Raw genomic sequence first — 25,070 nt, forward strand, 5'->3', positions numbered from 1 at the left:
TCGTAACCCTTTTAGGAGGAGGCTCAGAACTTGCTTAAATCAAAATCTAAAACAATAGTATTAGCCATCACGGTTACCATGATGGCAGTTGGCTTAGTCATCTTCCCCCAGGAATCCTTTGACGCTTCTAAAGGTGGATTAAATATGTGGTGGAAAATTGTTTTTCCCTCCCTCCTTCCTTTCTTGATTTTTTCGGAGTTATTAATTAGCTTTGGCGTAGTCAAGTTCATCGGTGTGATACTCGAACCTTTCATGCGACCCTTATTCCGCGTACCCGGTGTTGGAGGGTTTGTATGGGCTATGGGGCTTGCATCAGGTTTTCCGGCAGGAGCCAAATTCACGGTAAGGCTCCGTCAAGAGAAACAAGTCAGCCAAATTGAAGCGGAAAGACTCGTTTGCTTCACTAATTCATCCAACCCTCTGTTCCTATTCGTTGCAGTTGCCGTAGGATTTTTCCACAATCCCCACTTGGGCATCATCCTGGCACTTGCCCATTATTTAGGCAATCTGTGTGTAGGGATTTTGATGCGCTTTTATCGGAGAAAAGAGGAAAAGGGGAAATTCCAGCCCAAAAGCACAGCTAAACTGCCTTCCATCAGACAAGCCTTTAGTCAAATGCACCGCACACGATTAAAAGAAACCCGGCCGTTTGGAACGTTGCTTGGTGATGCCGTTCTATCCTCCATTCAAACGCTCCTTATGATAGGTGGATTCATCATACTATTTTCTGTTGTCAATCGACTTTTATTTCATATGAATATAACCAGCCTGCTTGCGACAGGAATCGGAGGGATATTGCATCTCATGAAATTTCCCGATTCTTTAAGCCTTCCATTCATCTCAGGCATGTTTGAAATGACTCTTGGATCTAAATTAACCAGCAAGATAGAAAATGCGACCCTCCTGCAACAGACAATCATGACTAGTTTCATCCTTGCTTTCAATGGATTTAGCATTCAAGCCCAAGTGGCCAGTATCATCGCAACGACCGATATTCGTTTTATGCCATTTTTCCTGGCCAGAATTGCACATGGCTTCTTTGCCGCCATTTTTACCGTTATACTCTGGGAACCCTTCTATAGAGGCACTGATTACAATGGAAATGTAATTAATGATTTCCCGGTCAATGGATTTACAGGAGAACGTGCACATTCTCTTTACCAATACATGTTGGATTTTGGTCCGCTTCTCACACTCGCTTTTCTCATGATTTACATCATCTTATTCGCTAAACGTCTCATCAGCGACTTTCATAAATAAAAAAGAGCACAGTCCACAAAGCGGGCCATGCTCTCTTTCCTATGATTTTTGTTCTTCGTACTTTTGTGTCAAAGCTTTCTGAACAACAGGCGGTACTAATTCTGTTATATCCCCACCATATTTCGCTACCTCTTTTACGATACTGGAACTTAAGAATGAATATTGATTTTTCGTCATGATGAAAAATGACTCAATATTGTTGTTCAAAAATCTATTCATCGAGGTTCCTTGCATCTCATATTCAAAATCTGAAGTCGCCCTCAAGCCCCTGATAATTGCATTGGCGGAAACGCTTTCAGCATAATCGACCGTCAATCCCTGGTAGGAATCCACCTTAACATTCGGCATATGAGCCGTTGCTTCAGTGATTAACTTCAATCTCTCTTCTACAGTAAACAGTGAATGTTTTGCTGAATTGTTCACAACAACTACATAGACCTCATCAAATACGTTAGCTCCCCTTTGAATGATATCAAGATGGCCAAAAGTAATCGGATCAAAACTTCCCGGACAAATCGCTATTTTCGACATTCATCGTTCCCCCTATTCGTGTACGTTCCCCCACTGATAAATCGTTACCGCAATACTCCCATATACTTCTTTTCTCTTGATTGTAAAGTCGCCAATTTGTTCTGGCAACGAAACATCATCGCCATGCTCACAAACAATATACCCCATATCGCTGAGCAAGCGGTTTTTATGTATCTCTTCCAATAAATCCACGAGCTTTTGCTTTTTATAAGGTGGATCAAGAAAAATCAAATCAAAGATCATTTCTCTTTTCACCAACGCCTTTAATGCACGTTCTGAATCATTTTTATAAACCTCAGCACAGTCCGTGAATTTACATAGTTCCAAGTTCGCCTTGACAGTTTGGTTAGCTTTAAAATCGCGGTCTACAAAGATAGCTCGATCCATCCCCCTGCTCAAGGACTCGATTCCCAATCCACCACTGCCGGCAAACAAGTCTAAAACAATCCCGCCCTCAAAATAAGGACCAATCATGTTAAAAATGGATTCCTTGACTTTATCCGTAGTCGGCCGGGTTCCTGTACCCGGTACAGCCTTAAGTGGTCTTCCTTTGCAACTTCCGGAAACGACCCTCATCATTCTCACCACATTTTATGACAAATTTCTGTTACTTTCCTATCCTAACATATTAGAAATTACTAGCCAATAACAAAAGCCAAATACACCCGTTTAAGCGAGAACAATTTAAATACATTCCCCCTTTAAATAAAAAGGGCATATCCTCCTCATTAAAATCTCTAATAGTTTGAATAGATAAGCTGATTTTGGTCATAATGAAAATAACAACATGACTTATTAAGTGTTGTTGCCAACCGCGGAGAAGGCTTACGTTTCCCCATAAGTCTTCCTCCGGTTTCTCCTCTCCCTTTGCCTTCTGGTCCTTAATTAGACATAGAAGGACCCTGCATGAAAGTGCAGGGTTTTTTTTATGAAACTGCCGTTATCATGGGCTTTTTAGAACCGATTCAGCTTTAAGTTGGCTCTTCTCTTTTACGGGATAAAATGATAAAGTAATGAAAGATAAGTTAGTGAGGAGAGGTTTAATTGATTCAACGTTTTATAGAACTTGGACAAGGTTATTCAGATATATATGAACTGATCGAGGTAGGGCGCAATCAGCAACACCGTGTAGCTAGGATGCTGGCCATGCATACTACGCTTGATGATAAAAAGGTAACTTCATTGGTTATCGTCATGCAACCAACAGATCCGGGAAAATTCCAACCTCTATATATTTGCCGTGAGGGGATCCCAAACCCTCATTTTACCGCCAATAAACGATATCAACTATTTGAAGATCTGGCTAAAGAACTAGACAGACCAATTATAGAAATAGATGTGAAGTCTTCAAAACTTTTCGCCGAAATAGAATTGTACTATCAGCACTTGATAGGTATTTTGCGTATGAATAGATACCTACCGCCATTGGGCTGAAGAGAATCGAGTAGGGGGAGGCACCTAGCCTCCGGCCTCTCACACCACCGTACGTACCGTTCGGTATACGACGGTTCAGTTTAAGTCTGATGTAGTTTTATATATCGTTCATTTAAACTTTCTAACCCTTGATTATGCCAATAAGCATTGTCGAGGGTTTTGTGTAGAACATAGATTGCACCCATGCCAGGCTCACTGAAAAAAAGTGCTGACTCCTCGAGTCAGCACTTTTTAGATACCCATTTTATAATCGTATTCCTTAGCCTTATCCGGTTTAGAATTTTCGAATTCCATTTTAAGGAAAGGTTTATAAGAAAGATCAACCTTTTTGACAAAGGAGTAATTATTCAGCTTTTCAACCAATGGTTCAACTTCATCCATGTTCGTATAAAGGACGACATATTTCAGCTTCTTTGAAACGTAATGGATATTTCCAAACTTCCTAAGCATTTTGGCTTGTTTTAATGTATGTAAATAGACGATAATTCCTTGTCTTGCTCCAAGCATATCAATAACTCCCTTTTATAAAGGCTTTAACTAATTTTAGCATAGCAGAATCCTTTCTTTCAACCAAGAAAAATGATTATAAACAAAATTCTCTTACTATTATGAATCATTTCGGGGTCATGAGTAAAAGGGGATGAAAACCATTGGGACTAAGAAGTAATGATTGTCCAGACTGTATCTTGCTCGTGAGTGAAATGAACATTTGCCGAAAAAAAAAGCCTGGTGAAATGTCCAGACTTTCATCATCTTATGCAGAACAACCACAGCTTCCACCTGTTCCGCAACTTCCTGACGAGCAGCCGCCTGAAGATACGAAAAATGGATTTCCTGCAGGTGTTTTCACTTGTTCCGAAACAGCATGGCCGATTAAGCCACTAATTTCATCTAGGATACTCTGCAATTCCGTTTCTGCCATCTTGAACTCAGCAATGGTAGGGTGCATATCCATATCCCGTTTTGCCTCTCGGGTCTCCATATTGATGCGCTTATAGTCCGGATGATACTTACCGAACCTTTGTACATCTTCAAAAAGATCCTTTAGAGAAGTAAACTTGGAGATTTTTGTTTGCGCCTCTTTATCGCTTTGTAATTTATATAAACTAAGAAGATAATTTTCCCCTATATCAGAATGAAGGATCGTTTCTGCTAATCCGTCTGCATGTTGTAAAATATCAACAATTTCCATAGTAGCAAGCATAAATAAGCTCACCTCCACCATCATTTTACCATTTATTCTTTTCATATGCCATTGCTATGATTACATGGTGGACGTGATATGTACTTCGATCTCTTTATTCAGACCCGTTTTTTGACCCGAGTCATTCAATATCTCCAGCCTGATCTTATGCGCGCCATGTGGAATATCTTTTAGGATAAAGGCTGCCGTATGCTTATTGATTCTCTTTTTATCATCTAAAAGGACAGAAACAGTGGCCAACTGTTTTGAAGTATCTCCTGAAAAACTATAGTCGTTCAGGTAACATTCCACATATACAGAGTTTCCTTTGACAAAAGTCTTCACTTGAAAATCCTCATCCATCGTTTGGGCGCTTTGTACAGTGGTGGCAGCCTTAAGGTCAGAAACACTAGCAGCCGAGACATTTTTGGGTTCAGGGATTTTCTTTCCACAACCTGTTGCTGCTATCAGCACTGTTAGAACTATAATCATTCTCTTCATGACATCGTCCCCCTTTTGTCAATATTATTTGCCAAAAGGAGTAATTTACTCTTTTTTTCTTCATTCGCTTGGTACATTCATCGCTTGGAACATATGGAGCATCATCGAAGCAACCTGAACACTATCGGAGAATTTAGAGATTCGATGGGGAATTGATTTTTCAAAAAAGTACTTTGCTTCTGTTTCAAATTTATCCAACTCATGGGGATTACGCATTAACCTTTTATACCAAGCAGGCTGAATCCTTAAATACTTTTTCATATCCTCATTAGTCTGGATGAAGTCATACACATTTTGACGCATGGAATCCTTCCTCCCTCCCGCTACTTAATCCTTGTTAAATAAAAATGGATTACTTCTCTGCTCAGGTACTTTTGGCGGAGGAGTGGAGTCCCCGCCCGATTTATTTCCCTGGAAAGCCGATAGCACACCTTGAATGGCTCCAATTGCTTGGTTGGCACTTGAAATATATTGTTGTATTTGTCCGATATCCATGTTTTTAACGGCACTCATGACCGTGCCCAGTAACTCAGAGCTCTGCTCTCCCTTTTCTGTGGCGGTTACCACCGGTTCAGTCTTTCCTACAGAAGCTTGCACACTGTCCTCAGCCTGCCAGCGTGGATGATCTTCACCGAGTAGGTACCATTCTTCAAAAAGCTCCTGCCATGTTGCTTGCTTATTTCTCACTTCATTCACTAAATATGGATGCACCTTGACAAACTCCCTAAATCCATCAATGGAGGGGCGTTTTTTTTTTGCCATTACTCTTCACCTCACACTAAGACATCGCCTATTTTACGATATGCCTCTATGTATGAAAAAGTGCATGGATCTTATTCATTCATCCGGCTACATATAGTATAATATTGGAAAAAAGGATGTTTTTTATGAGTATAGAAGCACTTGTCGAGGATTTCAAGAACTTGGCAATCACGGCCGATGAAGCAGATCTACGCGTATTATCAGGAATCATCTCCAGCCTGAAGGAGAAAAGAAAAAATGAAAAATACTCCTATATCTCCAATCTCCTTAAGCTTAACAAACAGGTTAGCCACGACGGCACATCTCTTTCGATGGTGATGCCTATCACCCCTTTATCCCATAATGAATTGAACATCACTCACGGAGGAATCATCGCCACACTAATTGACTCAGCAATGGGCACTCTTGCCGGCTCGACAGTCCCAGAGGGTTATGCTACTTTGACAACGGACATTCAGGTACGATATGTAAAACCTGCTATCGGTGAACAGTTGACTTGTACGTGTAACATTATGCATACAGGCAATAAAACCATCATTCTTGAAGGAAAGGTTTATCGAGATGACGGATTACTTTGTGCCGTTTCCACTGGTAGTTTTTTCATCGTGAATATGAAAGGACAATAAAACGGATCCCAGAAGGATCCGTTTATTTCTTCGCAATAAAGTTCTGTGTGTAATACTTTTTATAAACCCCTACACCTAAATCGGTAAACTCTTCACTCAACATCGTTTCCCGATGACCCTCGCTATTCAGCCAGCCTTCCATAACAGCCGCTGCGTCCACATAATTTGCTGCAATATTTTCGCCTGCCGCACTATACTGGATCTTCCCCGCTTTTAATCGGTCAGCTAAATCCCCTTTGGTTTCAGAGACTTGTGTTTCTTCCTGAGTGCCTTTCATCTCTTGGCTATTAAGGTAAGCAATCTTTGCAATTGAATCATTCCAATTTAATGGCTTCAAATCAAACCTACTACGCATGATATTCGCAATATCAAATATTTGCCGTTCATTCCCTACTCTCACATTAGTCCATTCCTCTTCGGAAAGATCCTTAACAGGCACTAGCGAACCATGATAGGTCAGCTCATATGGCTGCTGTTTTAAAAGAGTGGAATCATCCAAAAACCGGACACTCGAAACGGTTCCAGAAAACTTATCTAAATACAACTGAACATGAATATCCCCAAGTTCTATCAATGGTCTCATATTCATATCCTCTTCAGACAATTCGAAACGGTAGACGCTATCGCCAGCCTCTATATCAACCGTTGGTTCTATATATAAGCTAGAATAGATAGCATCAATGGATTGGCCGATTTTAAAAGGGGAAATATTCACATTGTCCCCAATTCCGTATGCAGAAACGACTTTCCCATTTTCCATGGCCAATTGAAAATAGTCATTATAATCTTTATTATATATCCACCAATCATATCCATATGCGGACATATCAATTCGATCCGGTTCACCGAATTCCTTTTTGACCTCTTTTATATTCTTCCCAATTGTAATCGCTAATCCTTCTTTAGCCATTACTTCATCTTTCTCCATATGCGGATTCTTTTCATTTATCGTATCGTTAGGATTAACATCTTTGTTTCCATCTATGAGAGGATTCAGCTTTTCCTCCAGACCGATATTCGTATAAATGCCGATTATGAAAAAAACAATACTTAACAGCATCACCTTTCCGAACCTGCGCAGAGGACACACCCTCTCTCTATGCTTATGTATCTAATACTAGCTTTCTTTCCTGATTATAACATTGTTCCATCATAATTTTCTATTTAACGATAGATTACATCATTTTTTAATTTTGCAAAAATGGAACTTTTGTGAATCATAAAAATACAATGTCGAGTTCATTGCAACTTCCATCATTTCATACTATTATAAAATATAGGATAAAATGGTATATTATAAATATGCTTGGGGAATTTTCGTTACTTTCACTACATAATATTTTCCTTGTATGTCATTTTAATTCCCAAATGCAAAAATAGGAGGTACTACTCGTGAAATTTGAAAGCTTTGGAATTGAGAACATCACAGCCGACTTAAACCGATTAGATGACCTAATGCCGGAATACGGTTTAATACGTGCCGAACAATGGGACTATGAGAGAGTAAGTTATGACCGTAAATTCGAATTGAGAGAAGGCACTTTTTATCTGCGTATACTAGGCTATGCCGTCGAAGGTGATGTGGGGGCTCATAGGGCCACAATGAAACTAATGGTTCCACTTTTAGGAAAACACTATTATCCACATGGCATTGAATATGGAGAAGGAGAGTTCTTCCCCCCTTCATTAGTGAAACAGTGTGAAAAAATCCTGGCTCAGGTTAAAGAGGAACTTACACAATTTAATGGACTGTAAAAGTGACTGGAAACTGAACAAACAGAAGAGAGGAATCTCTGAACACCCCTCTTTTCTTGTATCAAAAAGGCCTGATGTTTTTACACATCAGGCCTTTTTTAGTTTTATGATCCAAGAATCGCTTTAATCAGTGATGTTGTCTCTCCACCGTGATAAATGACATATAGTAAAAGATAAACGGCCAAACCAGTGATTCCAGTGAAAAACCAAATAATGCTAGTCGTAGGACCGATTTTTCTATGAATCGCATACTTACCTTTTAAACCTGTTGTCAGCATAATGATTCCAAGTACTGCCCCGGTAGTCGCAAGTGTGATATGGAAAATCAAAAAGATCGTGTAATAAATTTTAATATCATCCGGTCCTCCGAAAGATGTATTACCAACGAAAATCGTACGAGAAAGGTAGATAGTGAAGAAAATTATCGCAAAAATCGCGGCCACTATCATGGTCTTTTTATGTGTCTCTGTTCTGCGCTGTTTAATTTGGTACCAGCCTATTGCAACCGTGATTGAACTTAATACAATGAAAGCTGTGCTAATTGTTGGAAGAATCGGTAAAGACATAAGATGTAGTCCTCTCTATATTTATTAATCATCTATTATTCTATAAGAGGTATTCATAAAATTCAATAAAAGCAAGCAAACTTAACACAATGCTCACTTTTATCAAAAAACCAAGTCAAATAACTAGCCTTTCCTTGGGTTTCATGTTTAGCCTATATTTTGAAGTAAGAATACCGGAAACCCCTAACAAGGCAAATGAAAGACTTGTCCACTCAGTAGACAAGTCTTTCACGAAATGATCATTCTACAGTCTGGAAATCTGTAGGAATAGGGTCAATTTCGCTTTCACCGCCATTCTCCTTCTTGAACCAAGCAAAGAAAATGACACCTAGAACATATCCTAAAACGATTTCTTGAATGACCTTCATCAATACTCCACCTAGCTGTTGGTCTTCAAGCAAAGGCAGCCCATTAAACATTTCTGGACCACTGAGCGTCAGGCCTGACAATGCCGATGCAGGCACGCACAGTTCCATGGCACTAGCCCAAGATTCAGCATTAGTGAACGTATCATACATTGGATAATCGGCAAAAATGATCAATGCACACGCAGGGGTCATTAAAATGCCACTACCAAAAATATATGCTACTTTTTTAACCCCCGAAAGGCTTTCATATTCAGGAAGCTGATTAACCAAAGGAAACCACATCAAAACAGCTGTCACAAATAAAATCACCGTATAGCCTGCATGGACCAACATGCCAGTTTTGATGAAATCGAATACCAATGGGATATGATACAGCGAAAAAAGAACATTAAATAGCATAAGTGCAAAGAGAGGCTTCGTGAAGAAGCGAAACAGCGACTTCATTCCCCTTATATCTATTAAAGATCTCCACACCCATGTGGGTATCGCAATGATAAATAAGGGAGGTATCACCAAGTAAAGCAGTGCCATTTGAAACATATGTGCACTGAACATGATATGACTGAGCAAATCGATAGGCGACCCCTTGACCACATAAAGAAGAATCATGGCCATTAAGAAATAGACTACCTGTTTCAAGGGAACCGGTGAACTATCCTCAAATCTATTCCTGTACTTTGTCACCATCAAAAAATAGCCAATGGTAATAAGTACGAGGACGGCAAAATAAAATGGACTCCATAAAGCACGAAAGCCAAAAATATCAATAGACATAAAATCACCTCGTTCGTAAACTTTTTTCCATTACTATCCTTCTATTATACCTAAAATAAACCGCAGTAACAAATATAGATAAACCTGGATTTTACTGGGCGATAATTATAAGAAAACCGGCTATTTTAAAAATAGCCGGTCCCTATCTATCATATCCAGACAATCGTGATAAAAGCTAGCACTGTAATCAACCCGACTGCAAGGCCGGAAAAGAGAAACAATGTAATAGTGCCATGACCTTTATGCTTCATATGCATAAAATAATAAAGCTGGAAAATGACTTGTATAACTGCCAGCAATAAAATGACTGGCTTAATGAACCAATGTGAAAAACCTTCTATTCCTACAGCGGCAAATGCCACTAAAGTTAAGAAAATCATAAGACTAAAAGTAATTACTTGATGCTTCATCTCTTCAGCATTTTTCTTACGACGATATTTTAAATCGACATTCGGGTTTGCTGAATTTGACTGTTCATTCGCCATCAGTTATCCCACCATTCCCATTAAATATACGACTGTAAAGATAAATACCCAAACAACGTCAATGAAATGCCAGTAAAGACTTGCCACATAAAATTTAGGGGCATTATATAAATTCAATCCCCTTTTCGCATTTCGGAGCATCAGGGATATGAACCACATTAAACCGAAGGCAACGTGTCCTCCATGAAATCCGACTAACGTATAGAACGCCGAACCGAATGCACTACTAGTAAAAGTATGCTTAAATTCATGAACATAGTGGTTAAATTCATAAATCTCAAGACCGAGGAAACCAAAACCTAATGCCACAGTGATAACGATCCAAGCTTGCATTTGTTTAAAATGATTATTTTTCATGTGATACATTGCGTACACGCTTGTTAATGAACTAGTCAGCAAAAGCATGGTCGCAACAAACGTAAGAGGTAATTCGAATAGATCTTTTGCCAGTGCTGCATTTTCATTAGGAACTTTATCCTTTAATGCAAGATACGTAGCAAAAAGTGAAGCGAATAATACCGTCTCTCCACCAAGAAACAACCAGAATCCTAAATATTTATTTTTACCTTCTAAAGTCGCTTTCTCAGGAGAAGCAGGCCAAGTAGCATCCGTGAATTTTTCATCTGCTTGCATTATGCCTTAACCTCCTTATCATCATCGTCCATAAGGTCTTCTTTATGAATATGATATCCATGGTCGTCTTTGACAGAACGTATGAACATGGAACCAAATGTAATCAAAAGCCCGATTATGATTACAGGCAAGGTCCAATTTTTATCATCCATATTATATAAAGCACCAAATGCGGCTACAAATAAACCGAATGAAATTACTACAGGAAGGATAGAATTATTAGGCATATGAATATCACCAAGTGGCTCTGCTGGCGTCATTTCCTTTTTACCTTCCATTTTCTCGACCCAATATGGATCTAACCCGCGGACAAGCGGAAGTTGCTTGAAATTGTAGAATGGCGGCGGTGATGGGATGGCCCATTCAAGAGTACGGCCATCTCCCCAAGGATCATTGCCGACCTTGACGTTTTTAACAGACGTAATGATAACATTTATGACTAAAACGATGACAGCAAATGCCATTAGGAAAGCCCCTACTGTACTAATCATATTTCCTGTATTAAGTCCTTGGTTATCCAAGAATGTGAATACACGACGTGGCATCCCCATTAGACCAAGGAAATGTTGAATAAAGAATGTTAAATGGAAACCAATCAAGAAAGTCCAAAAAGTGATTTTCCCTAAGCCTTCATTTAACATCGTTCCAAACATTTTCGGCCAATAGAACGTAATCCCCGCCAATAAACCCAATACAACCCCACCGACGATTACATAGTGGAAATGGGCAACGACGAAATAGCTATCATGAAACTGGTAATCAGCTGGTGCAGCTGCATTCATGATACCTGTCACGCCACCCATTGTGAAGGAAGGGATAAAGGCGACGGCATAAAGCATTGGAACCGTGAATTTCACACTTCCGCCCCACATCGTGAAGATCCAGTTGAAAATCTTAATACCGGTAGGTACCGCAATTGCCATAGTGGCAACGGCAAAGATTGCATTTGCAATAGGTCCTAAACCAGTGGTGAACATATGATGTGCCCATACCATGAAACCTAAGAAACCAATTAAGACGGTTGCAAACACCATGGATGAATAACCGAATAATCTTTTTCTCGAAAAAGTTGCAAAGATTTCAGAGAATATACCGAAAGCAGGCAAGATCAAGATATACACTTCCGGGTGACCGAATATCCAGAATAAATGCTCCCAAATAATCGTATTACCCCCGGCTGCGACATCGAAGAAGTTGGCTCCGAACATCCTGTCAAACATCATTAATACTAGCCCGACAGTAAGTGGTGGGAAGGCAAATAATATTAATGCAGAAACAACAAATGTTGACCATGTAAATAGTGGCATACGCATATAGGTCATTCCTGGCGTACGCATATTGATTATGGTCACAAGGAAGTTAATCCCTGCAATTAAGGTTCCCAAACCGGAAATCTGTAGTCCCAGTACATAAAAATCAATACCATGCCCTTCAGAGTGAAGGGATAAAGATGCATAAGATGTCCAGCCTGCATCAGGGGCTCCACCTAAAAACCATGAAAGATTTAAAAAGATACCCCCGAAGAAAAACAACCAGAAACCTAATGAGTTTAAAAATGGGAACGCAACATCACGTGCCCCAATTTGTAGCGGCACAACCGCATTCATTACCGCAAATACCAACGGCATGGCCGCCAGGAAAATCATCGTCGTGCCGTGCATGGTCAATATTTCGTTATAAAACCCGGCACTTACAAAATCATTATTCGGGATTGCCAGCTGGATACGGATGAACATCGCTTCCAAACCGCCGATCACAAAGAATAATCCGCCTGCAATTAGATATAAAATGGCGATTTTCTTATGGTCTACCGTAGTTAGGTAATCCCAAATCGTAGCGCCAAAACCTTTTTTATTAGCGTGCGTACTCACGATTTAACCTCCTTAATCAATGTTCTATTTTTCTTCCACCTTGAGCTCTAAAAGGTAAGCTGTCAGTGCATTAATTTCTGAATCAGAAAGCTCGCCGTAAGTACCGGTCATTGTGTTACCCGGTTTATACTTTTCAGGATTTTTGATCCATTTTTTCACGTTTTCTTCCGTGTGATCCAATACTCCCGCCACTCGTTCACGTTCGCCGAATGTAGCCAGGTTTGGAGCTTGACGGGCTGCTTCAGGTCTACTGTCATTTGGGGTAACCGCATGACATCCGATACAGCTTTTATTGAAGACCTCTTCCCCTTGCTTAGCAACATCCCCTTTTGCCACAGGTGCTTTTGCAGTCTTCATATCTTTAGTCCAAGCTTCGAAGTCAGCTTTTGATTTCGTAACGACCTTAAAATCCATCAATGCATGGGATGGCCCGCAAAGCTCAGCACATTTCCCATAGAATAAATCGTTAGAATTTTCTGCCTTTTCGCTATCGAATTCTAAGAAAAATGAATTGACTCCATCAGTGTTCGTATCCATTTTCCCTCCGGCAGCCGGAATCCAAAATGAATGTTTAACATCTGAAGCTGTCAAATTGAAATAAACTTTCTGATCAGTCGGAACGACCAAATCCTGACTGGTAATTACACCTAGGTCTGGATATTCAAATTCCCACCAATAAAGGTTTGCCCTAACGTTGACCACCAAAGCATCCTTCGTTTTTCCATCTTTATCTTTCTTATCCATTGCACTAGTGTCAGCTAAGTCAAAAGTGGTAACGACAGTCGGAACAGCCAGAACAATCAAAAGAAGGATAGGAATAACAGTCCAAATAATTTCGAGTTTGTGACTTCCTTCAATTTGTTTCGGTATTGTCTCGTCGCCTTTCTTTCGGCGGAAGCGGAATAAAACTACAACGAATAAAATGATTACTACAATAATCACCAGTACCATGATTAATGTGCTCAATACCAGTAAATCAAACTGTGTTTGCGCAACATCGCCAGCTGGCTTCAGCGTGGATAGGAATGGTTCACCGCAGCCCGAAAGGACAAGTCCTACTATACCCAGCAAAGCAATTAGGCGCCATTTGTGCAGCCTTTTTTTCATAGCTTCAGAAACCCCTCTTTCATCAAAATTTTCTCACAAAATTCAAAATGGGCGCTATTGCGAATATTCTCTCTATGTCAATTTCTTTAAAAGAAAGAATCCCTAAACTAAGGATTACTCTAGTGAATCAAACCGCTCTAAGGATGGAATCTCATGATGTTTTTCTGAATAATATGTATAGCGGTCAGTGTCCAATTTATTATCAAGTAAGGTGCAGCCCATTAACAAACGGGCTACAACCCTATGATATATACTAAGTTTAAATAAGTGTAACGATAACCATCGCTACAAATAATATAGTCATATAATTAAGCGAATATACAAACATGGAAGTTGCCCACTTAATATCATCTTTCTTTTTATACCCCTTCAATCCCAAAATAAGCCAGCCGGTACTTAATAGTGCGGCCAAGACAACTAATGGAGTGCCTAAGGGAGTTAAAAAGAATGGAATGAACATTAAAGCAATGATCCATACTATAATTGATTTTTTTGCCCTTTTAAAGCCTTTTACAACAGGAAGCATTGGAACCCCAGCTGCCCGATATTCCTCAACCCGCCTCATTGCAAGAGCGTAAAAATGTGGGGGCTGCCAAAGGAACATGATAGCGAATAAAACCCACGCAATCACATCAAGGTTTGGATCGATCGCTGCCCATCCAATCAGGGGTGGGACCGCTCCCGAGATACTGCCTATTATGGTATTCGAAACAAATCTTCTTTTGAAAATCATCGTATAAAGAACCACATAGGCGAATACGCCAAACGCCCCAATCAATAGCGTCGTCATATTAGTCAAGGCAAGTAAAATAAGTCCTGTAATAATCAATCCAAAACTTAGGAACAACACCCTGGAAGGTTGTGCTTTTCCAGTTACAGTAGGACGGTTTTTTGTTCGTTCCATCAAATGATCGATATCCCGATCATAGTAATTATTAAAACTGCAAGATCCAGCCATGATAAGAGCCGAGCCTGCAAGAGTATAGAACACCACATCAAGATTACTAAAAAAGCTAAGTCCTGCAAAGTGAATCGCTAACCACACCCCAGTAAAAGCCGTGATTATATTTGAATTGACAATCCCCACTTTAATAAGTGCCAGAAAGTCTTTCCAGGCTGTAGTTTTTGGTATATCCGATTGAAGGGTGGCTTTACTGTCCTTCAAGACAGCTTCTGACATACCCCTTGTTTCTGACATTTGTTTTCCTCCTTTGAATCACTCAAAAACATGCAAAAGTAAAAGGTAGCACACTTAGTACATAACTATAAATCATTATTTCATACTTTTCTATATTTGTAACCAAGGAAGCGCAAACAAAAAGTAAATAATTTACTTTTTGCCTATATCATTGACAATTTAAGAAACCATTCAAAGCAACTATACTATATAGTGTTCATCCATAACAGTAAAAATTAGTAAAATCATTTCTTCAATATATTAAAACACATTTTTGGAAGCTTTTGTGAAATTTTTTCGAATAATTTTTGACCAAATTGTGTCGAGTTATTTTTCGATGAAAATACTGTAAACATCATGAATTTCACTTAAATCGCCATGTGGCGATCATTATGGAAATATCCTACATATTCCCCCATTTCACTCTTTTTTACCATCCCCACTTCTTCAATTTTTATCAAATTCCCTTCTGAATTTCAATCCATATTGATGGTAGCATTTAGGGATGCACTTTTTTTCGAACTTGTAAAATCATACTATTTTGTGTAATATCGAGGAGGTTCTACAAATATTTATCAATTACAATATGATATGATAATATGGTATGGATTTAATAAAACTAACTAATATGACTCCAAGAAAAAGGTGGGACTACTGGTGAAATCGTCACTTAAATGGTTTGCTGTTTTAACTACGATTGTAATGCTCTTTATCTTAATAGGGGGAGCCTTAGTCACAAAGACCGATTCCGGCATGGGCTGTGGTAGATCATGGCCATTATGTAATGGTCAATTAATCCCCGAAAAAATTACGTTCGCATTGGTTATTGAACTCTCCCACCGGGTTGTCTCAGGTGTAGGCGGATTCATGGTCCTGCTTTTATCAGTTATGTCTTGGCGAAAAATAGGTCATATTCGCGAAGCCCGCTTTCTATCGATTCTTTCATTCGGCTTCCTAGTTCTTCAAGGATTAATCGGAGCTGCTGCAGTTCTTTGGTCTCAATCTGATTTTGTTTTGGCTCTCCACTTTGGTATTTCCCTTATATCCTTTGCTTCCGTATTTTTATTAACCCTATTGATTTTCGAAGTGGACAAGAAGTTTGAGGCTGATAAACTGATTGTTGACAAAAGAATGGGATTTCACATTACCGGCATTTTGATTTTTTGTTTACTGGTCGTATATACCGGTGCTCTCGTAAGACATACTGAATCTAGTCTTATATGTAAAGATTGGCCTCTATGTGGGAATGGAACCTTCCTACCTACTAACACCTATGAATGGATACAAATGGGTCATAGGGCGATAGCAGGGATGATTTTCTTATGGGTTTCCTACGCTACCTTTTTGGCACATAAACACTATAAACATCAACGGGTCATATATGGTGGTTGGAATGCAGCATTCATTTTAGTCTTTTTACAAGTAACCGCCGGAGCTTTCATTATCTTTTCTAAACAAAATTTATACATTGCATTGGCACATGCTTTATTTATAGCCTGTTTTTTCGGGGTGATGAGCTATTTGCTTCTTCTCACTACAAGAAGCAAGAAAAACGCATTACTTATTGAAAAGGAGAATCAAGTTTCTTCTATTAATGAACGAGATGAGGGAATTGTATCACCGACCATTCCTGCCAGATGACGTCTGACTTTTCAAACAATAACAGGTATACAAAAAGCCATCATTCAAAATGATGGCTTTTTGTATACCTGTTAAAAGGATAGCCTGAAAGAGGGCACTCCAGACGTTATCCCATCCGTGCGCCCTCTTTCAAAGCTAGTCTCTGACTCTCTTAGAGTTACTTAGTTATTTCAATCAATAGATCACCTGTACTGATGGCTTCTCCGTCTTTAACATAAATGTCTTTAATTGTACCAGAGAAAGGTGCTTGTACAGTTGTTTCCATTTTCATGGCTTCTGTAATGATCAGGTGATCACCCTGCTTGACTTGATCGCCTTTTTCGACGACAACGCGGATGACCGTACCAGGCATCGTAGCCCCAATATGTTCTTTATTTTTGGTGTCAGCCTTGATTTTGGTTTGCACGGACGATTTAATATTCTCATCCTTGATGATGACTTCACGAGATTGACCATTCAATTCAAAATACACAACCCGTGTGCCATCAGGCAATGGCTGCCCAATTGACACTAATTTAACGATAAGGGTTTTCCCCTTTTCTATTTCGACTTCTATTTCTTCTCCTAATCTCATGCCATATAAGAAAGTGGCTGTGTCTAGGTTGGATACATCGCCGAATAACTCTTTCGTTTTATTATAATCCAAGAATACTTTAGGATATAGGGCATATGCAAGCACATCGAAGTCTGTGACAGGACGTCCCACTTCTCGGAACAACTCTTCTCTTAATGCATCAAAATCTACAGCTTCCAGTAGTTCACCTGGTCTAACTGTAATCGGTTTTTTCCCTTTCAGGATAACTTCCTGAAGTTCCTTTGGAAAACCTCCCGTTGGTTGTCCCAAGTACCCCTCGAATAATTCAATAACGGAATCAGGAAAATCAATGGCTTGACCCTTTGTAAGGACATCCTCTTCCGAAAGGCTATTTTGTACCATGAATAAGGCCATGTCGCCTACAACTTTTGAAGATGGTGTCACTTTAACGATATCTCCGAACATGACATTGACGCGTCGATACATTTCCTTCACTTCATGCCAACGATCTCCAAGACCTACCGCTTTAGCCTGCTGTTGTAGATTACTATACTGTCCACCTGGCATTTCATGCTTATAAACTTCCGTGTGGGGTGCATTCATGCCACTTTCGAAGTCTTTATAGAACTTCCGTACCTCTCCCCAATACTCTCCTAGACGTTCAAGTGAATCCACTTCAAGTTTAGGCTGTCTACCCGATCCCTCCAGTGCATAATGAAGGGTTTGAATACTTGGCTGAGAAGTTAAGCCTGCAAGCGAGCCAATCGCCGTATCCACAATATCCACTCCTGCTTCAATGGCTTTTGAGTACGTAAAGATACCATTTCCGCTCGTATCATGCGAATGCAAATGAATAGGTAGAGAAGTCGTTTCCTTCAATTCCGATACAAGACGGTAAGCCGCATCCGGTTTCAAAAGACCTGCCATATCTTTGATAGCTAGAATATGAGCACCTGCATGCTCCAATTCCTTCGCCATGTTTTTATAGTATTCTATATTATATTTGCTGCGCGATGAATCATTCAAATCACCTGTGTAACAAATGGCCGCTTCGGCAATTTTACCAGATTGGCGGACAGCATCAATAGCCACTTCCATCCCTTTTACCCAGTTTAAGCTGTCGAAGATCCGGAAGACATCAATACCCGCCGCCGCTGATTTCTCAACGAATTCCTGTATGACATTGTCGGGATAGTTTTTATAACCCACTGCATTGGAAGCTCTTAAAAGCATTTGTAACAGGACATTAGGCGCTTTTTTCCTGAAACTTAACAAACGCTCCCATGGATCTTCTTTCAAGAAGCGATAGGCTACATCAAACGTTGCCCCGCCCCACATTTCCATGGAAAATAGGTTTGGAAGTAATTTTGCCGTAGGCTCTGCAATGTCCAGTATATCCTTTGATCTAATTCTTGTAGCCAATAATGATTGATGTGCATCACGGAAAGTCGTATCCGTAATTAATACTTCTTTCTGTTCCTTAATCCAGTTAACCAGGCCTTCTGCTCCTCGTTCGTCTAGAATATTCTTCGTCCCTGGAGTAAGCGGCAGATTCTTGACATCCGGAATCGGTGCTGGGTCAAAGACCGGTTTTTTCTTCGTTTCCACACCTGGAAAACCATTCACCGTTACATTGCCGATATATGAAAGCATTTTTGTTCCACGGTCTTTTCTGACTGGGAAGTTAAACAATTCAGGCGTTGAATCGATAAATGAAGTATCGTACTCGCCCGTAATGAAATTCTTATGTTTGACAACATTCTCAAGGAATGGGATGTTTGTTTTAATTCCACGAATCCTAAATTCCTTCAGGTTACGCACCATTTTGGAAGCAGCCTGCTCAAATGATAGTGCATGTGTTGAAAGCTTGACTAGCAAGGAATCATAATATGGGGTAATCACTGCACCTTGGAATCCATTACCTGCATCCAAACGTACGCCAAATCCTCCACCCGAACGGTAAACCATCATTTTTCCAGTGTCAGGCATAAAATTATTCAACGGATCTTCGGTTGTCACCCTTGATTGGATTGCATACCCATTTGTTTTAATGCCCGCTTGTTCTGGAATGGCGATCTTTTTACCATGTAGTTCATGGCCTTCGGCAATCATGATTTGCGATTGAACAATATCGATTCCTGTAATCATTTCGGTAATGGTATGCTCTACCTGAACCCTTGGATTGACTTCAATGAAATAAAATTCACCATTTGCCACAAGGAACTCCACTGTCCCAGCATTAACATAGTCGATATTTTTGGCCAATTTGACTGCAGCCTCGCAAATCTCTTCTCTAAGGCTCTCCGGAAGCGAAACTGAAGGAGCAACTTCAACGACTTTTTGATGACGTCTTTGCACCGAGCAGTCACGTTCATATAAATGAACGGTATTACCATGAGAATCTGCCAAGATTTGAACTTCGATATGCTTTGGATTTTTAATGTATCTCTCTACGTATACTTCATCATTCCCAAAGGCTGCTTTCGCTTCAGATTTACAGCGATTGTATGCTTCTTCGGTTTCTTCAAGTTTTTCGACAATACGCATGCCGCGTCCGCCTCCACCAAGTGAGGCTTTTATAATAATGGGGAAGCCGTACTTCTTACCGAATTCTTTTACTTCTTCCACGCTTGTTACTGGTCCATCACTGCCTGGAATGACCGGAATACCAGCCAGTTCAGCTTGTGTTCTAGCTTTTACCTTGTCCCCAAACATATCTAAATGCCTTGATTCAGGTCCGATGAAGATAATTCCCTCTTCTTCGCAACGTTTAGCAAAATCTATATTTTCTGAAAGAAAGCCATAACCAGGATGAATAGCGTCAACTCCACTCATTTTGGCAATTGAAATAATCCCTTCAATATCCAAATATGCATCGATTGGCTTTTTACCTTCACCAACCAGATATGCTTCATCAGCCTTATAGCGGTGATAGGATCCGTAATCTTCCTTGGAATAGATTGCAACTGTACAAATGTCTAATTCCGTACATGCCCGAAAAATTCGAATCGCAATTTCCCCGCGATTTGCCGCAAGTACCTTTTCTATACGTTTAACCATTGCTACCACCCTAATCAATATGTATTTTTATAAATATATAGAAAAAAAGTGTGAGAGATATCACAACTTTTCATTCTCCATTAATAGAGATAACTTAAACGTCCATTTCATTAAGTGAATAATGAAAAAGAATAAAGCGAAATTTTTAAATAATTACTATTATTATGATATACCAACTTTTCGTACTTTTCACTTTAATAAGTAATTAATATAACCATAATACTAAAATAAACTGAATACAATAAAAAAATAAAAAATTCTTTCGTTTATATTTAAAAGTATTTTTCAATCCACTTTTTGTCTTAGTGCCATTGGATCAGCAACCGTATTCAAGTTTTGTATAATATTAAATGTTGTGAATGAATTTGATACATCATTACTAATATAAAAACATAAAAAGGACTAAACAAAGAATGTTCCGTCTTATTAGTATAACACTTTTAAAATAAGTATAACCTATTCATTTGATTATGTATACAAATAAAAAACTCAAACAATCATCGAGATTTGTTTGAGTTAGTATGTGCTATATATTATTTTTTTAATGATGCTTCATGTAATACTGACAATTCTCTTTCGAGTGTCTCTAAAAGAGATTTGCCTTCCAATTCCTCTATTAGGTCTAATCGTACAGCAAAATCAATTTCCCGTGATAGACCAAACATTTGAGTATCCAGTACCTCTTCATATAAAGGACATTGAGGCATAGTGAGATTCTCCATTTGAACTTTTATCAATTTTAGAATCTTGTCAGCATCTGCCTTTAATAAAGCAAAAGCTTTTTCTCGATGATTGACAAGCATTTCAGATGCCATGTTAAATCCCCCCGCTCAGAGCGATTAAATCTTATCTTTAAATTCTACCTTTAGTTGTCTTAAAAAGCAAGGATATTGACAAACTAAATGAATAACGAAACCTGGAAGAATTGTGCCGATGCATGCTCGATAATGTGACAATTCTCCTGTAATTGATTATAATTGTACATGTATGTGAGCAAAGGAAGGAATGAGATATTTGGAATCCATCGTGTTTATTAACGGAAATGTGAAATATCCTCTTACAATAGACCCTGGAGTATGGATCTTCGATGACCGTAAAATTGAGATTGATACATATTTCAGTGAAGAAAGAGTACAGATCAATGAACTAGAAGATTATACTAAGAAAGCTTCTAGACATTGGCAAAAAGAAATTCAAGAGGGAGCGGTTCTACCCCCTACAATAAAAACAGAACGGAAATTCGAGAAACAACGATTGCTTGAAGGTTCTTTTGGCATTCTGTTTGAACCTTTTTTAAAAAATGCCGAACCCGCTGATGATGCAACCGAAGTTATCGTTACTTCAGAAGGCAAAGAATTGGCGTTTCCGCTAGAAGATGCCATGAAATTTTTCATCGGGTTTTCAAAGGATGGACAACCACTTAAAGTGTCTGAAGGTGGTCCCATGGAAATTTATTTTGGTGATGGAAGTAATATCGACAATCCAATCAAGTATGTCACGTCTTTTACAGTCAAATAAGCTCGCCAATAGCAATACTCCAGAAAATGGCAGGGGATTTTCCCCGTGCCATTTTTTTATTTATAAAAGCGTTGCAGCAAGCTGTGCCAATGTAGATCTTTCCCCTTTTATCAGCTTGACATGCCCAGCAATCCGCTCCGTCTTGAATTTTTCGACTACATACGTCAAGCCATTATTATATTCATCTAAATATGGATGATCAATTTGTTCTGGATCTCCCATCAACACGATTTTGCTTCGTTCCCCTACCCTTGTTAAGATAGTCTTTACCTCATGTTTCGTCAGATTCTGTGCTTCATCAATGATGATGAATTGATCCGGTATGCTCCTTCCCCTGATATACGTCAGGGCTTCTACTTCAATCGAACTCATCCCTGCTAGAATGGCATCCAATTCTCCTGGTTTCTTGGTATTGAACAAGTATTGCAGATTATCGAATATAGGCTGCATCCACGGCTTCAATTTTTCTTCCTTTTCTCCAGGCAGATAACCAATATCTTTACCGACCGGTACAATTGGCCTTGCGACAAGAAGCTTCTTATAATGGGCTAAATCCTCTGTTTGCAACAAGCCTGTTGCCAAAGCAAGTAACGTTTTCCCAGTGCCCGCCTTACCAATTAGTGTCACAAGCTGTACATCTGAACGAAGCAACAAATCCAAAGCCATCGTTTGTTGAACATTCCTAGGCTTAATTCCCCATATATGTTCCCCTTCATACATCAACTTCTTAACAGTCTTACAGTTTTCATTGATGATCCCAATCGCCGAGGCTGAGCTTCCTAGTGTATCCTTCATGAGGAGAAATTGATTGGGATAGTATTGATCTTCTGACAACTCTTCAAGTTCTAAATAACTTTTTTCATAAAATTTATTTAGGTTGTCAATTGAAACAAATATCTCTTTATATCCACCATAGACATGGTCCAATTCAACGACACGGTCATTTAAAAAGTCTTCTGCCTCAAGTCCGATAGCATCTGCCTTTACACGCACTAGTGTATCTTTGCTAACGAGGATGACCGTCTTCCCCTCTTCCTTCGTCTCTTCTTCCAATGACAAATTTTTAGCAACCGCCAATATTCGATTATCATTTGTTTTCTCGACAAAAATTTCCTGTAGTTCATGAAAAGAACGATGATTAAGTTCTATTCGTAAACTTCCTCCATTATGAAGCGGGATACTCTGGTGTAGTTTCCCTTTTTCCCGAAAATGATCAATTAATTTCGAAACCTGCCTTGCATTCCTTCCGATTTCATCCATATACCTTTTCTTAGAATCCAATTCTTCTAATACAACTGCTGGAATGACGATTTCATTAACCCCGAATGAATAAATAGAATACGGATCCTGCAACAGGACATTCGTATCTAAAACATAGATTTTGTCCAATATGACGCCTCCTGCCTGCTCTTTATCGGATATACCTAACAATGACTGCTCTTAGCAGTTATGTAGCGGACGAGACTGTTGATAAAATATATGTCCCTTTGTATAAAGATAGAAGAACAATTACAGACTATAAAGAAATCTTCCTTGATATAAAGATGCGAAATACACAATATGATCAATGAATTCTACGAGTAAAAAGGAGATGGAACTCTTGCGCAAACAAATTTTTTCATTGGCTGCACTCTTACTGATGTCAGGTTGTTCGACGGATCATGCAAGTGACGATTCAAAAGACCAGGCTAAAAACGGCTTAACCCAAGTTCATAACTCGACCATTCAGGAAAGCGATCGCAGGACCGGACAAGAAACATCCAAAAGGCTAACGAATCTGGCTCAATCAGTACCTGAAGTGAATGATGCCACCGCAGTTGTAATTGGGAAATACGCCCTGGTGGGGATTGATATCGACGCGGACATCGAACGCTCACAAGTCGGAACCGTTAAATACTCGGTTGGAGAGACATTAAAGAATGATCCTCATGGTGCCTATGCGATTGTCGTAGCCGATCCAGATTTAAATGCACGAATCAAAGAAGTTGCAGCAGACATTAAAAATGGCGAACCCGTAAGGGGGATATTAAATGAGTTGGCAGATATCACAAGTAGAGTCATACCTGAGGTACCTGGTGACACCTTGACACCTACCCCTGCAAAGGTTACGGATGATCAAGGGAACTCGCCCCATAATCAAGATGACAGAAAACAATTAGAAAAAGAACAAAACGAACAGTCCAATCATCATAAAGATTAACCTTTTCACCCCGTCGAATCTTCTTCGGGTTTTTTCTTATGTACAATTGCAAATCCCACACGGGAGACTTGTACTTTATCCTCGTTTTGGCATGAAATTATTGGTATACTTAAACACATACTGAAATCGAAGTGAGGTTCAATAATTATGAAGGTAAAATGCGTAATATGCGATCAAATCGAAGACATACCAGATGATAGTCCAGAAGCTAAGAAGCTACGTAACCGTCCTATACATACCTACATGTGCGATATATGTAAACAACGCATTGAAGAACGTACGAATGAACGGATTGCCACAGGCAATTTCCATCTCTACCGCACGATAAAAAAAGATGATGAATGGTAAATCGTTCAATCGGATACTCCTGATTGGTCTGTTCAATGGATTATTACTTGGCTTTATAACGAAATGGATTGAAGCGTCCTCAGGAATAAAAGTGTATCAGCTTTTATTGAACGTGGATTTCATTCCTATTTTTGGGGAAATCCCTTGGAATGAAGCATGGCTATTTTCTTTTCATTTATTTATATCAATCTTCCTTACTTATGGCTATGCCTATATGATTCAAAAAAGAAAGATTGTGAAGCGATTTGCCTTTGCTAATTTATTCATCATTCCTGCCATCCTGCTTTATTTTCCATTGGCTTTCCTTTCTAAAACCATGGTTATTCCTTCTTTTGACTTGTTCACATTCTTATTGTGGGCACTTGCACATTTTATTTATTCTCTGTTCCTTCCATTGTCCATACAAAAATAACCGTGCGGAAAACCGCACGGTCATTTTTGTATTACTCGATATTTTTATACTTATCTGGCTCAAGTTGTATCTGATCCAACATGATATCAATTAATTCAATCGGGAAACGTTGCTTTTTCATTTCGTCTCCTACTTTATATTCAACAAAATAAAAAGGTTCTGTTTTTGTAACGGAATCAATCCTCACCTGGTGGTCGTTCTGAAGCATCTGCATAAAAAACATTTCTGTTTCTCGTGCGGCTGTATCATCGGGCCTTTCATCACAAACAACTCTTATCGTCAGCCAATTGTATAAAGCATCTTGTAATGATTTCATAGCTCAC

General features: G+C 39.3%; 28 protein-coding genes. 9 read left to right on the top strand and 19 right to left on the bottom strand.

Translation table 11 applies throughout. The features are described from left to right. The first annotated feature begins 30 nt into the window (after positions 1 to 30). The gene (gene ylbJ, locus ACQKL0_RS04775) at positions 31 to 1,260 is read left to right on the top strand and encodes a sporulation integral membrane protein YlbJ (RefSeq protein WP_427686466.1); all 1,230 of its coding nucleotides are present in this window, start codon (positions 31 to 33) and stop codon (positions 1,258 to 1,260) included. A gap of 39 nt (positions 1,261 to 1,299) precedes the next feature. Here ylbJ and coaD read toward each other — a convergent pair whose 3' ends face one another. Beyond that, positions 1,300 to 1,791 carry a pantetheine-phosphate adenylyltransferase gene (coaD, locus tag ACQKL0_RS04780; RefSeq protein WP_427686467.1) on the bottom strand — a complete coding sequence of 164 codons (492 nt, stop codon included), beginning with the start codon at positions 1,789 to 1,791 and terminating at the stop codon, positions 1,300 to 1,302. Between the two features lie 12 nt (positions 1,792 to 1,803). Continuing rightward, positions 1,804 to 2,367, bottom strand: a complete 564-nt coding sequence (rsmD, locus tag ACQKL0_RS04785) for a 16S rRNA (guanine(966)-N(2))-methyltransferase RsmD (protein WP_402868565.1) — start codon at positions 2,365 to 2,367, stop codon at positions 1,804 to 1,806. Positions 2,368 to 2,835: 468 nt separating this feature from the next. Between rsmD and ACQKL0_RS04790 the strand changes: the two genes are divergently transcribed. Beyond that, positions 2,836 to 3,225, top strand: coding sequence for a DUF7147 family protein (locus ACQKL0_RS04790; protein WP_402868138.1), 390 nt, complete (start codon positions 2,836 to 2,838; stop codon positions 3,223 to 3,225). Between the two features lie 231 nt (positions 3,226 to 3,456). Here ACQKL0_RS04790 and ACQKL0_RS04795 read toward each other — a convergent pair whose 3' ends face one another. The 5 genes from ACQKL0_RS04795 to ACQKL0_RS04815 all read right to left on the bottom strand — a co-directional run bounded on the left by ACQKL0_RS04795 (position 3,457) and on the right by ACQKL0_RS04815 (position 5,671). Next, a complete protein-coding gene (locus ACQKL0_RS04795) occupies positions 3,457 to 3,732 on the bottom strand; it encodes a YlbG family protein (protein ID WP_402868136.1) in 276 nt (91 codons plus the stop codon). A 247-nt stretch (positions 3,733 to 3,979) separates the two neighbouring features. After that, positions 3,980 to 4,429: a YlbF family regulator gene (locus tag ACQKL0_RS04800; protein WP_402868134.1), complete on the bottom strand. Its 450-nt coding sequence runs from the start codon at positions 4,427 to 4,429 to the stop codon at positions 3,980 to 3,982. 60 nt (positions 4,430 to 4,489) lie between these two features. Next, a complete protein-coding gene (locus tag ACQKL0_RS04805) occupies positions 4,490 to 4,909 on the bottom strand; it encodes a hypothetical protein (protein ID WP_427686469.1) in 420 nt (139 codons plus the stop codon). Positions 4,910 to 4,969: 60 nt separating this feature from the next. Further along, positions 4,970 to 5,212 carry a YlbE-like family protein gene (locus tag ACQKL0_RS04810; RefSeq protein WP_402868130.1) on the bottom strand — a complete coding sequence of 81 codons (243 nt, stop codon included), beginning with the start codon at positions 5,210 to 5,212 and terminating at the stop codon, positions 4,970 to 4,972. Between the two features lie 24 nt (positions 5,213 to 5,236). Next, the gene (locus ACQKL0_RS04815) at positions 5,237 to 5,671 is read right to left on the bottom strand and encodes a YlbD family protein (protein WP_427686471.1); all 435 of its coding nucleotides are present in this window, start codon (positions 5,669 to 5,671) and stop codon (positions 5,237 to 5,239) included. A 125-nt stretch (positions 5,672 to 5,796) separates the two neighbouring features. Between ACQKL0_RS04815 and ACQKL0_RS04820 the strand changes: the two genes are divergently transcribed. Beyond that, a complete protein-coding gene (locus ACQKL0_RS04820; RefSeq protein ID WP_427686473.1) occupies positions 5,797 to 6,297 on the top strand; it encodes a PaaI family thioesterase in 501 nt (166 codons plus the stop codon). 22 nt (positions 6,298 to 6,319) lie between these two features. Here the strand turns inward: ACQKL0_RS04820 and ACQKL0_RS04825 are convergent, their stop codons facing one another. Next, positions 6,320 to 7,357: a CAP domain-containing protein gene (locus tag ACQKL0_RS04825; RefSeq protein WP_427686525.1), complete on the bottom strand. Its 1,038-nt coding sequence runs from the start codon at positions 7,355 to 7,357 to the stop codon at positions 6,320 to 6,322. A gap of 332 nt (positions 7,358 to 7,689) precedes the next feature. Here ACQKL0_RS04825 and ACQKL0_RS04830 point away from each other — a divergent pair, with 332 nt between their 5' ends. Further along, on the top strand, positions 7,690 to 8,052 hold the full coding sequence (locus tag ACQKL0_RS04830) for a YugN family protein (RefSeq protein WP_402868123.1): 363 nt from the start codon (positions 7,690 to 7,692) through the stop codon (positions 8,050 to 8,052). A gap of 104 nt (positions 8,053 to 8,156) precedes the next feature. On the opposite strand, the gene ACQKL0_RS04835 is transcribed toward ACQKL0_RS04830, so the two are convergent. The 7 genes from ACQKL0_RS04835 to cyoE form a co-directional block, all read right to left on the bottom strand. Continuing rightward, complete coding sequence (locus ACQKL0_RS04835) at positions 8,157 to 8,618, bottom strand: DUF420 domain-containing protein (RefSeq protein WP_402868122.1); 462 nt, start codon at positions 8,616 to 8,618, stop codon at positions 8,157 to 8,159. A 239-nt stretch (positions 8,619 to 8,857) separates the two neighbouring features. After that, positions 8,858 to 9,760, bottom strand: coding sequence for a cytochrome c oxidase assembly factor CtaG (gene ctaG / locus ACQKL0_RS04840; RefSeq protein WP_402956174.1), 903 nt, complete (start codon positions 9,758 to 9,760; stop codon positions 8,858 to 8,860). 149 nt (positions 9,761 to 9,909) lie between these two features. Then, a complete protein-coding gene (gene ctaF, locus ACQKL0_RS04845; protein ID WP_402868119.1) occupies positions 9,910 to 10,245 on the bottom strand; it encodes a cytochrome c oxidase subunit IVB in 336 nt (111 codons plus the stop codon). A gap of 3 nt (positions 10,246 to 10,248) precedes the next feature. Further along, positions 10,249 to 10,878: a cytochrome (ubi)quinol oxidase subunit III gene (locus ACQKL0_RS04850; protein WP_402868118.1), complete on the bottom strand. Its 630-nt coding sequence runs from the start codon at positions 10,876 to 10,878 to the stop codon at positions 10,249 to 10,251. Next, the gene (ctaD, locus tag ACQKL0_RS04855) at positions 10,878 to 12,749 is read right to left on the bottom strand and encodes a cytochrome c oxidase subunit I (RefSeq protein WP_402868116.1); all 1,872 of its coding nucleotides are present in this window, start codon (positions 12,747 to 12,749) and stop codon (positions 10,878 to 10,880) included. Before ctaD ends, ACQKL0_RS04850 begins: the two co-directional genes overlap by 1 nt. Positions 12,750 to 12,773: 24 nt before the next feature. Continuing rightward, entirely contained in the window at positions 12,774 to 13,856 is a 1,083-nt protein-coding gene (gene coxB / locus ACQKL0_RS04860; RefSeq protein WP_402868114.1) for a cytochrome c oxidase subunit II, read from the bottom strand. Positions 13,857 to 14,115: 259 nt separating this feature from the next. Next, complete coding sequence (gene cyoE, locus ACQKL0_RS04865) at positions 14,116 to 15,054, bottom strand: heme o synthase (protein WP_402987763.1); 939 nt, start codon at positions 15,052 to 15,054, stop codon at positions 14,116 to 14,118. Between the two features lie 636 nt (positions 15,055 to 15,690). Between cyoE and ACQKL0_RS04870 the strand changes: the two genes are divergently transcribed. Beyond that, complete coding sequence (locus ACQKL0_RS04870; protein ID WP_402868112.1) at positions 15,691 to 16,674, top strand: COX15/CtaA family protein; 984 nt, start codon at positions 15,691 to 15,693, stop codon at positions 16,672 to 16,674. Between the two features lie 157 nt (positions 16,675 to 16,831). On the opposite strand, the gene pyc is transcribed toward ACQKL0_RS04870, so the two are convergent. After that, positions 16,832 to 20,269 (bottom strand): pyruvate carboxylase, encoded by a 3,438-nt coding sequence (gene pyc, locus ACQKL0_RS04875; protein ID WP_402868110.1) that lies wholly within the window; start codon positions 20,267 to 20,269, stop codon positions 16,832 to 16,834. 533 nt (positions 20,270 to 20,802) lie between these two features. Then, positions 20,803 to 21,084: a YlaN family protein gene (locus ACQKL0_RS04880; protein WP_402868108.1), complete on the bottom strand. Its 282-nt coding sequence runs from the start codon at positions 21,082 to 21,084 to the stop codon at positions 20,803 to 20,805. Positions 21,085 to 21,283: 199 nt separating this feature from the next. On the opposite strand from ACQKL0_RS04880, the gene ACQKL0_RS04885 reads away from it, so the two are divergent. After that, positions 21,284 to 21,787 (top strand): peptidyl-prolyl cis-trans isomerase, encoded by a 504-nt coding sequence (locus ACQKL0_RS04885; protein WP_402956166.1) that lies wholly within the window; start codon positions 21,284 to 21,286, stop codon positions 21,785 to 21,787. A 60-nt stretch (positions 21,788 to 21,847) separates the two neighbouring features. Here the strand turns inward: ACQKL0_RS04885 and ACQKL0_RS04890 are convergent, their stop codons facing one another. Then, positions 21,848 to 23,176 carry a PhoH family protein gene (locus ACQKL0_RS04890; RefSeq protein WP_402868106.1) on the bottom strand — a complete coding sequence of 443 codons (1,329 nt, stop codon included), beginning with the start codon at positions 23,174 to 23,176 and terminating at the stop codon, positions 21,848 to 21,850. 202 nt (positions 23,177 to 23,378) lie between these two features. Between ACQKL0_RS04890 and ACQKL0_RS04895 the strand changes: the two genes are divergently transcribed. The 3 genes from ACQKL0_RS04895 (at position 23,379) to ACQKL0_RS04905 (ending at position 24,747) form a co-directional block, all read left to right on the top strand. Continuing rightward, complete coding sequence (locus tag ACQKL0_RS04895) at positions 23,379 to 23,987, top strand: YhcN/YlaJ family sporulation lipoprotein (RefSeq protein ID WP_427686476.1); 609 nt, start codon at positions 23,379 to 23,381, stop codon at positions 23,985 to 23,987. A 147-nt stretch (positions 23,988 to 24,134) separates the two neighbouring features. Continuing rightward, positions 24,135 to 24,335: a YlaI family protein gene (locus ACQKL0_RS04900; RefSeq protein WP_427686478.1), complete on the top strand. Its 201-nt coding sequence runs from the start codon at positions 24,135 to 24,137 to the stop codon at positions 24,333 to 24,335. Then, positions 24,322 to 24,747 (top strand): hypothetical protein, encoded by a 426-nt coding sequence (locus tag ACQKL0_RS04905; RefSeq protein ID WP_427686480.1) that lies wholly within the window; start codon positions 24,322 to 24,324, stop codon positions 24,745 to 24,747. Before ACQKL0_RS04900 ends, ACQKL0_RS04905 begins: the two co-directional genes overlap by 14 nt. A gap of 31 nt (positions 24,748 to 24,778) precedes the next feature. Here the strand turns inward: ACQKL0_RS04905 and ACQKL0_RS04910 are convergent, their stop codons facing one another. Beyond that, complete coding sequence (locus ACQKL0_RS04910) at positions 24,779 to 25,063, bottom strand: hypothetical protein (protein ID WP_402868101.1); 285 nt, start codon at positions 25,061 to 25,063, stop codon at positions 24,779 to 24,781. Between the last annotated feature and the right edge of the window lie 7 nt (positions 25,064 to 25,070).

It is taken from the genome of Peribacillus sp. NPDC097264, assembly GCF_050277925.1.
In the GTDB taxonomy this organism is placed as follows: Bacteria; Bacillota; Bacilli; order Bacillales; family DSM-1321; genus Peribacillus.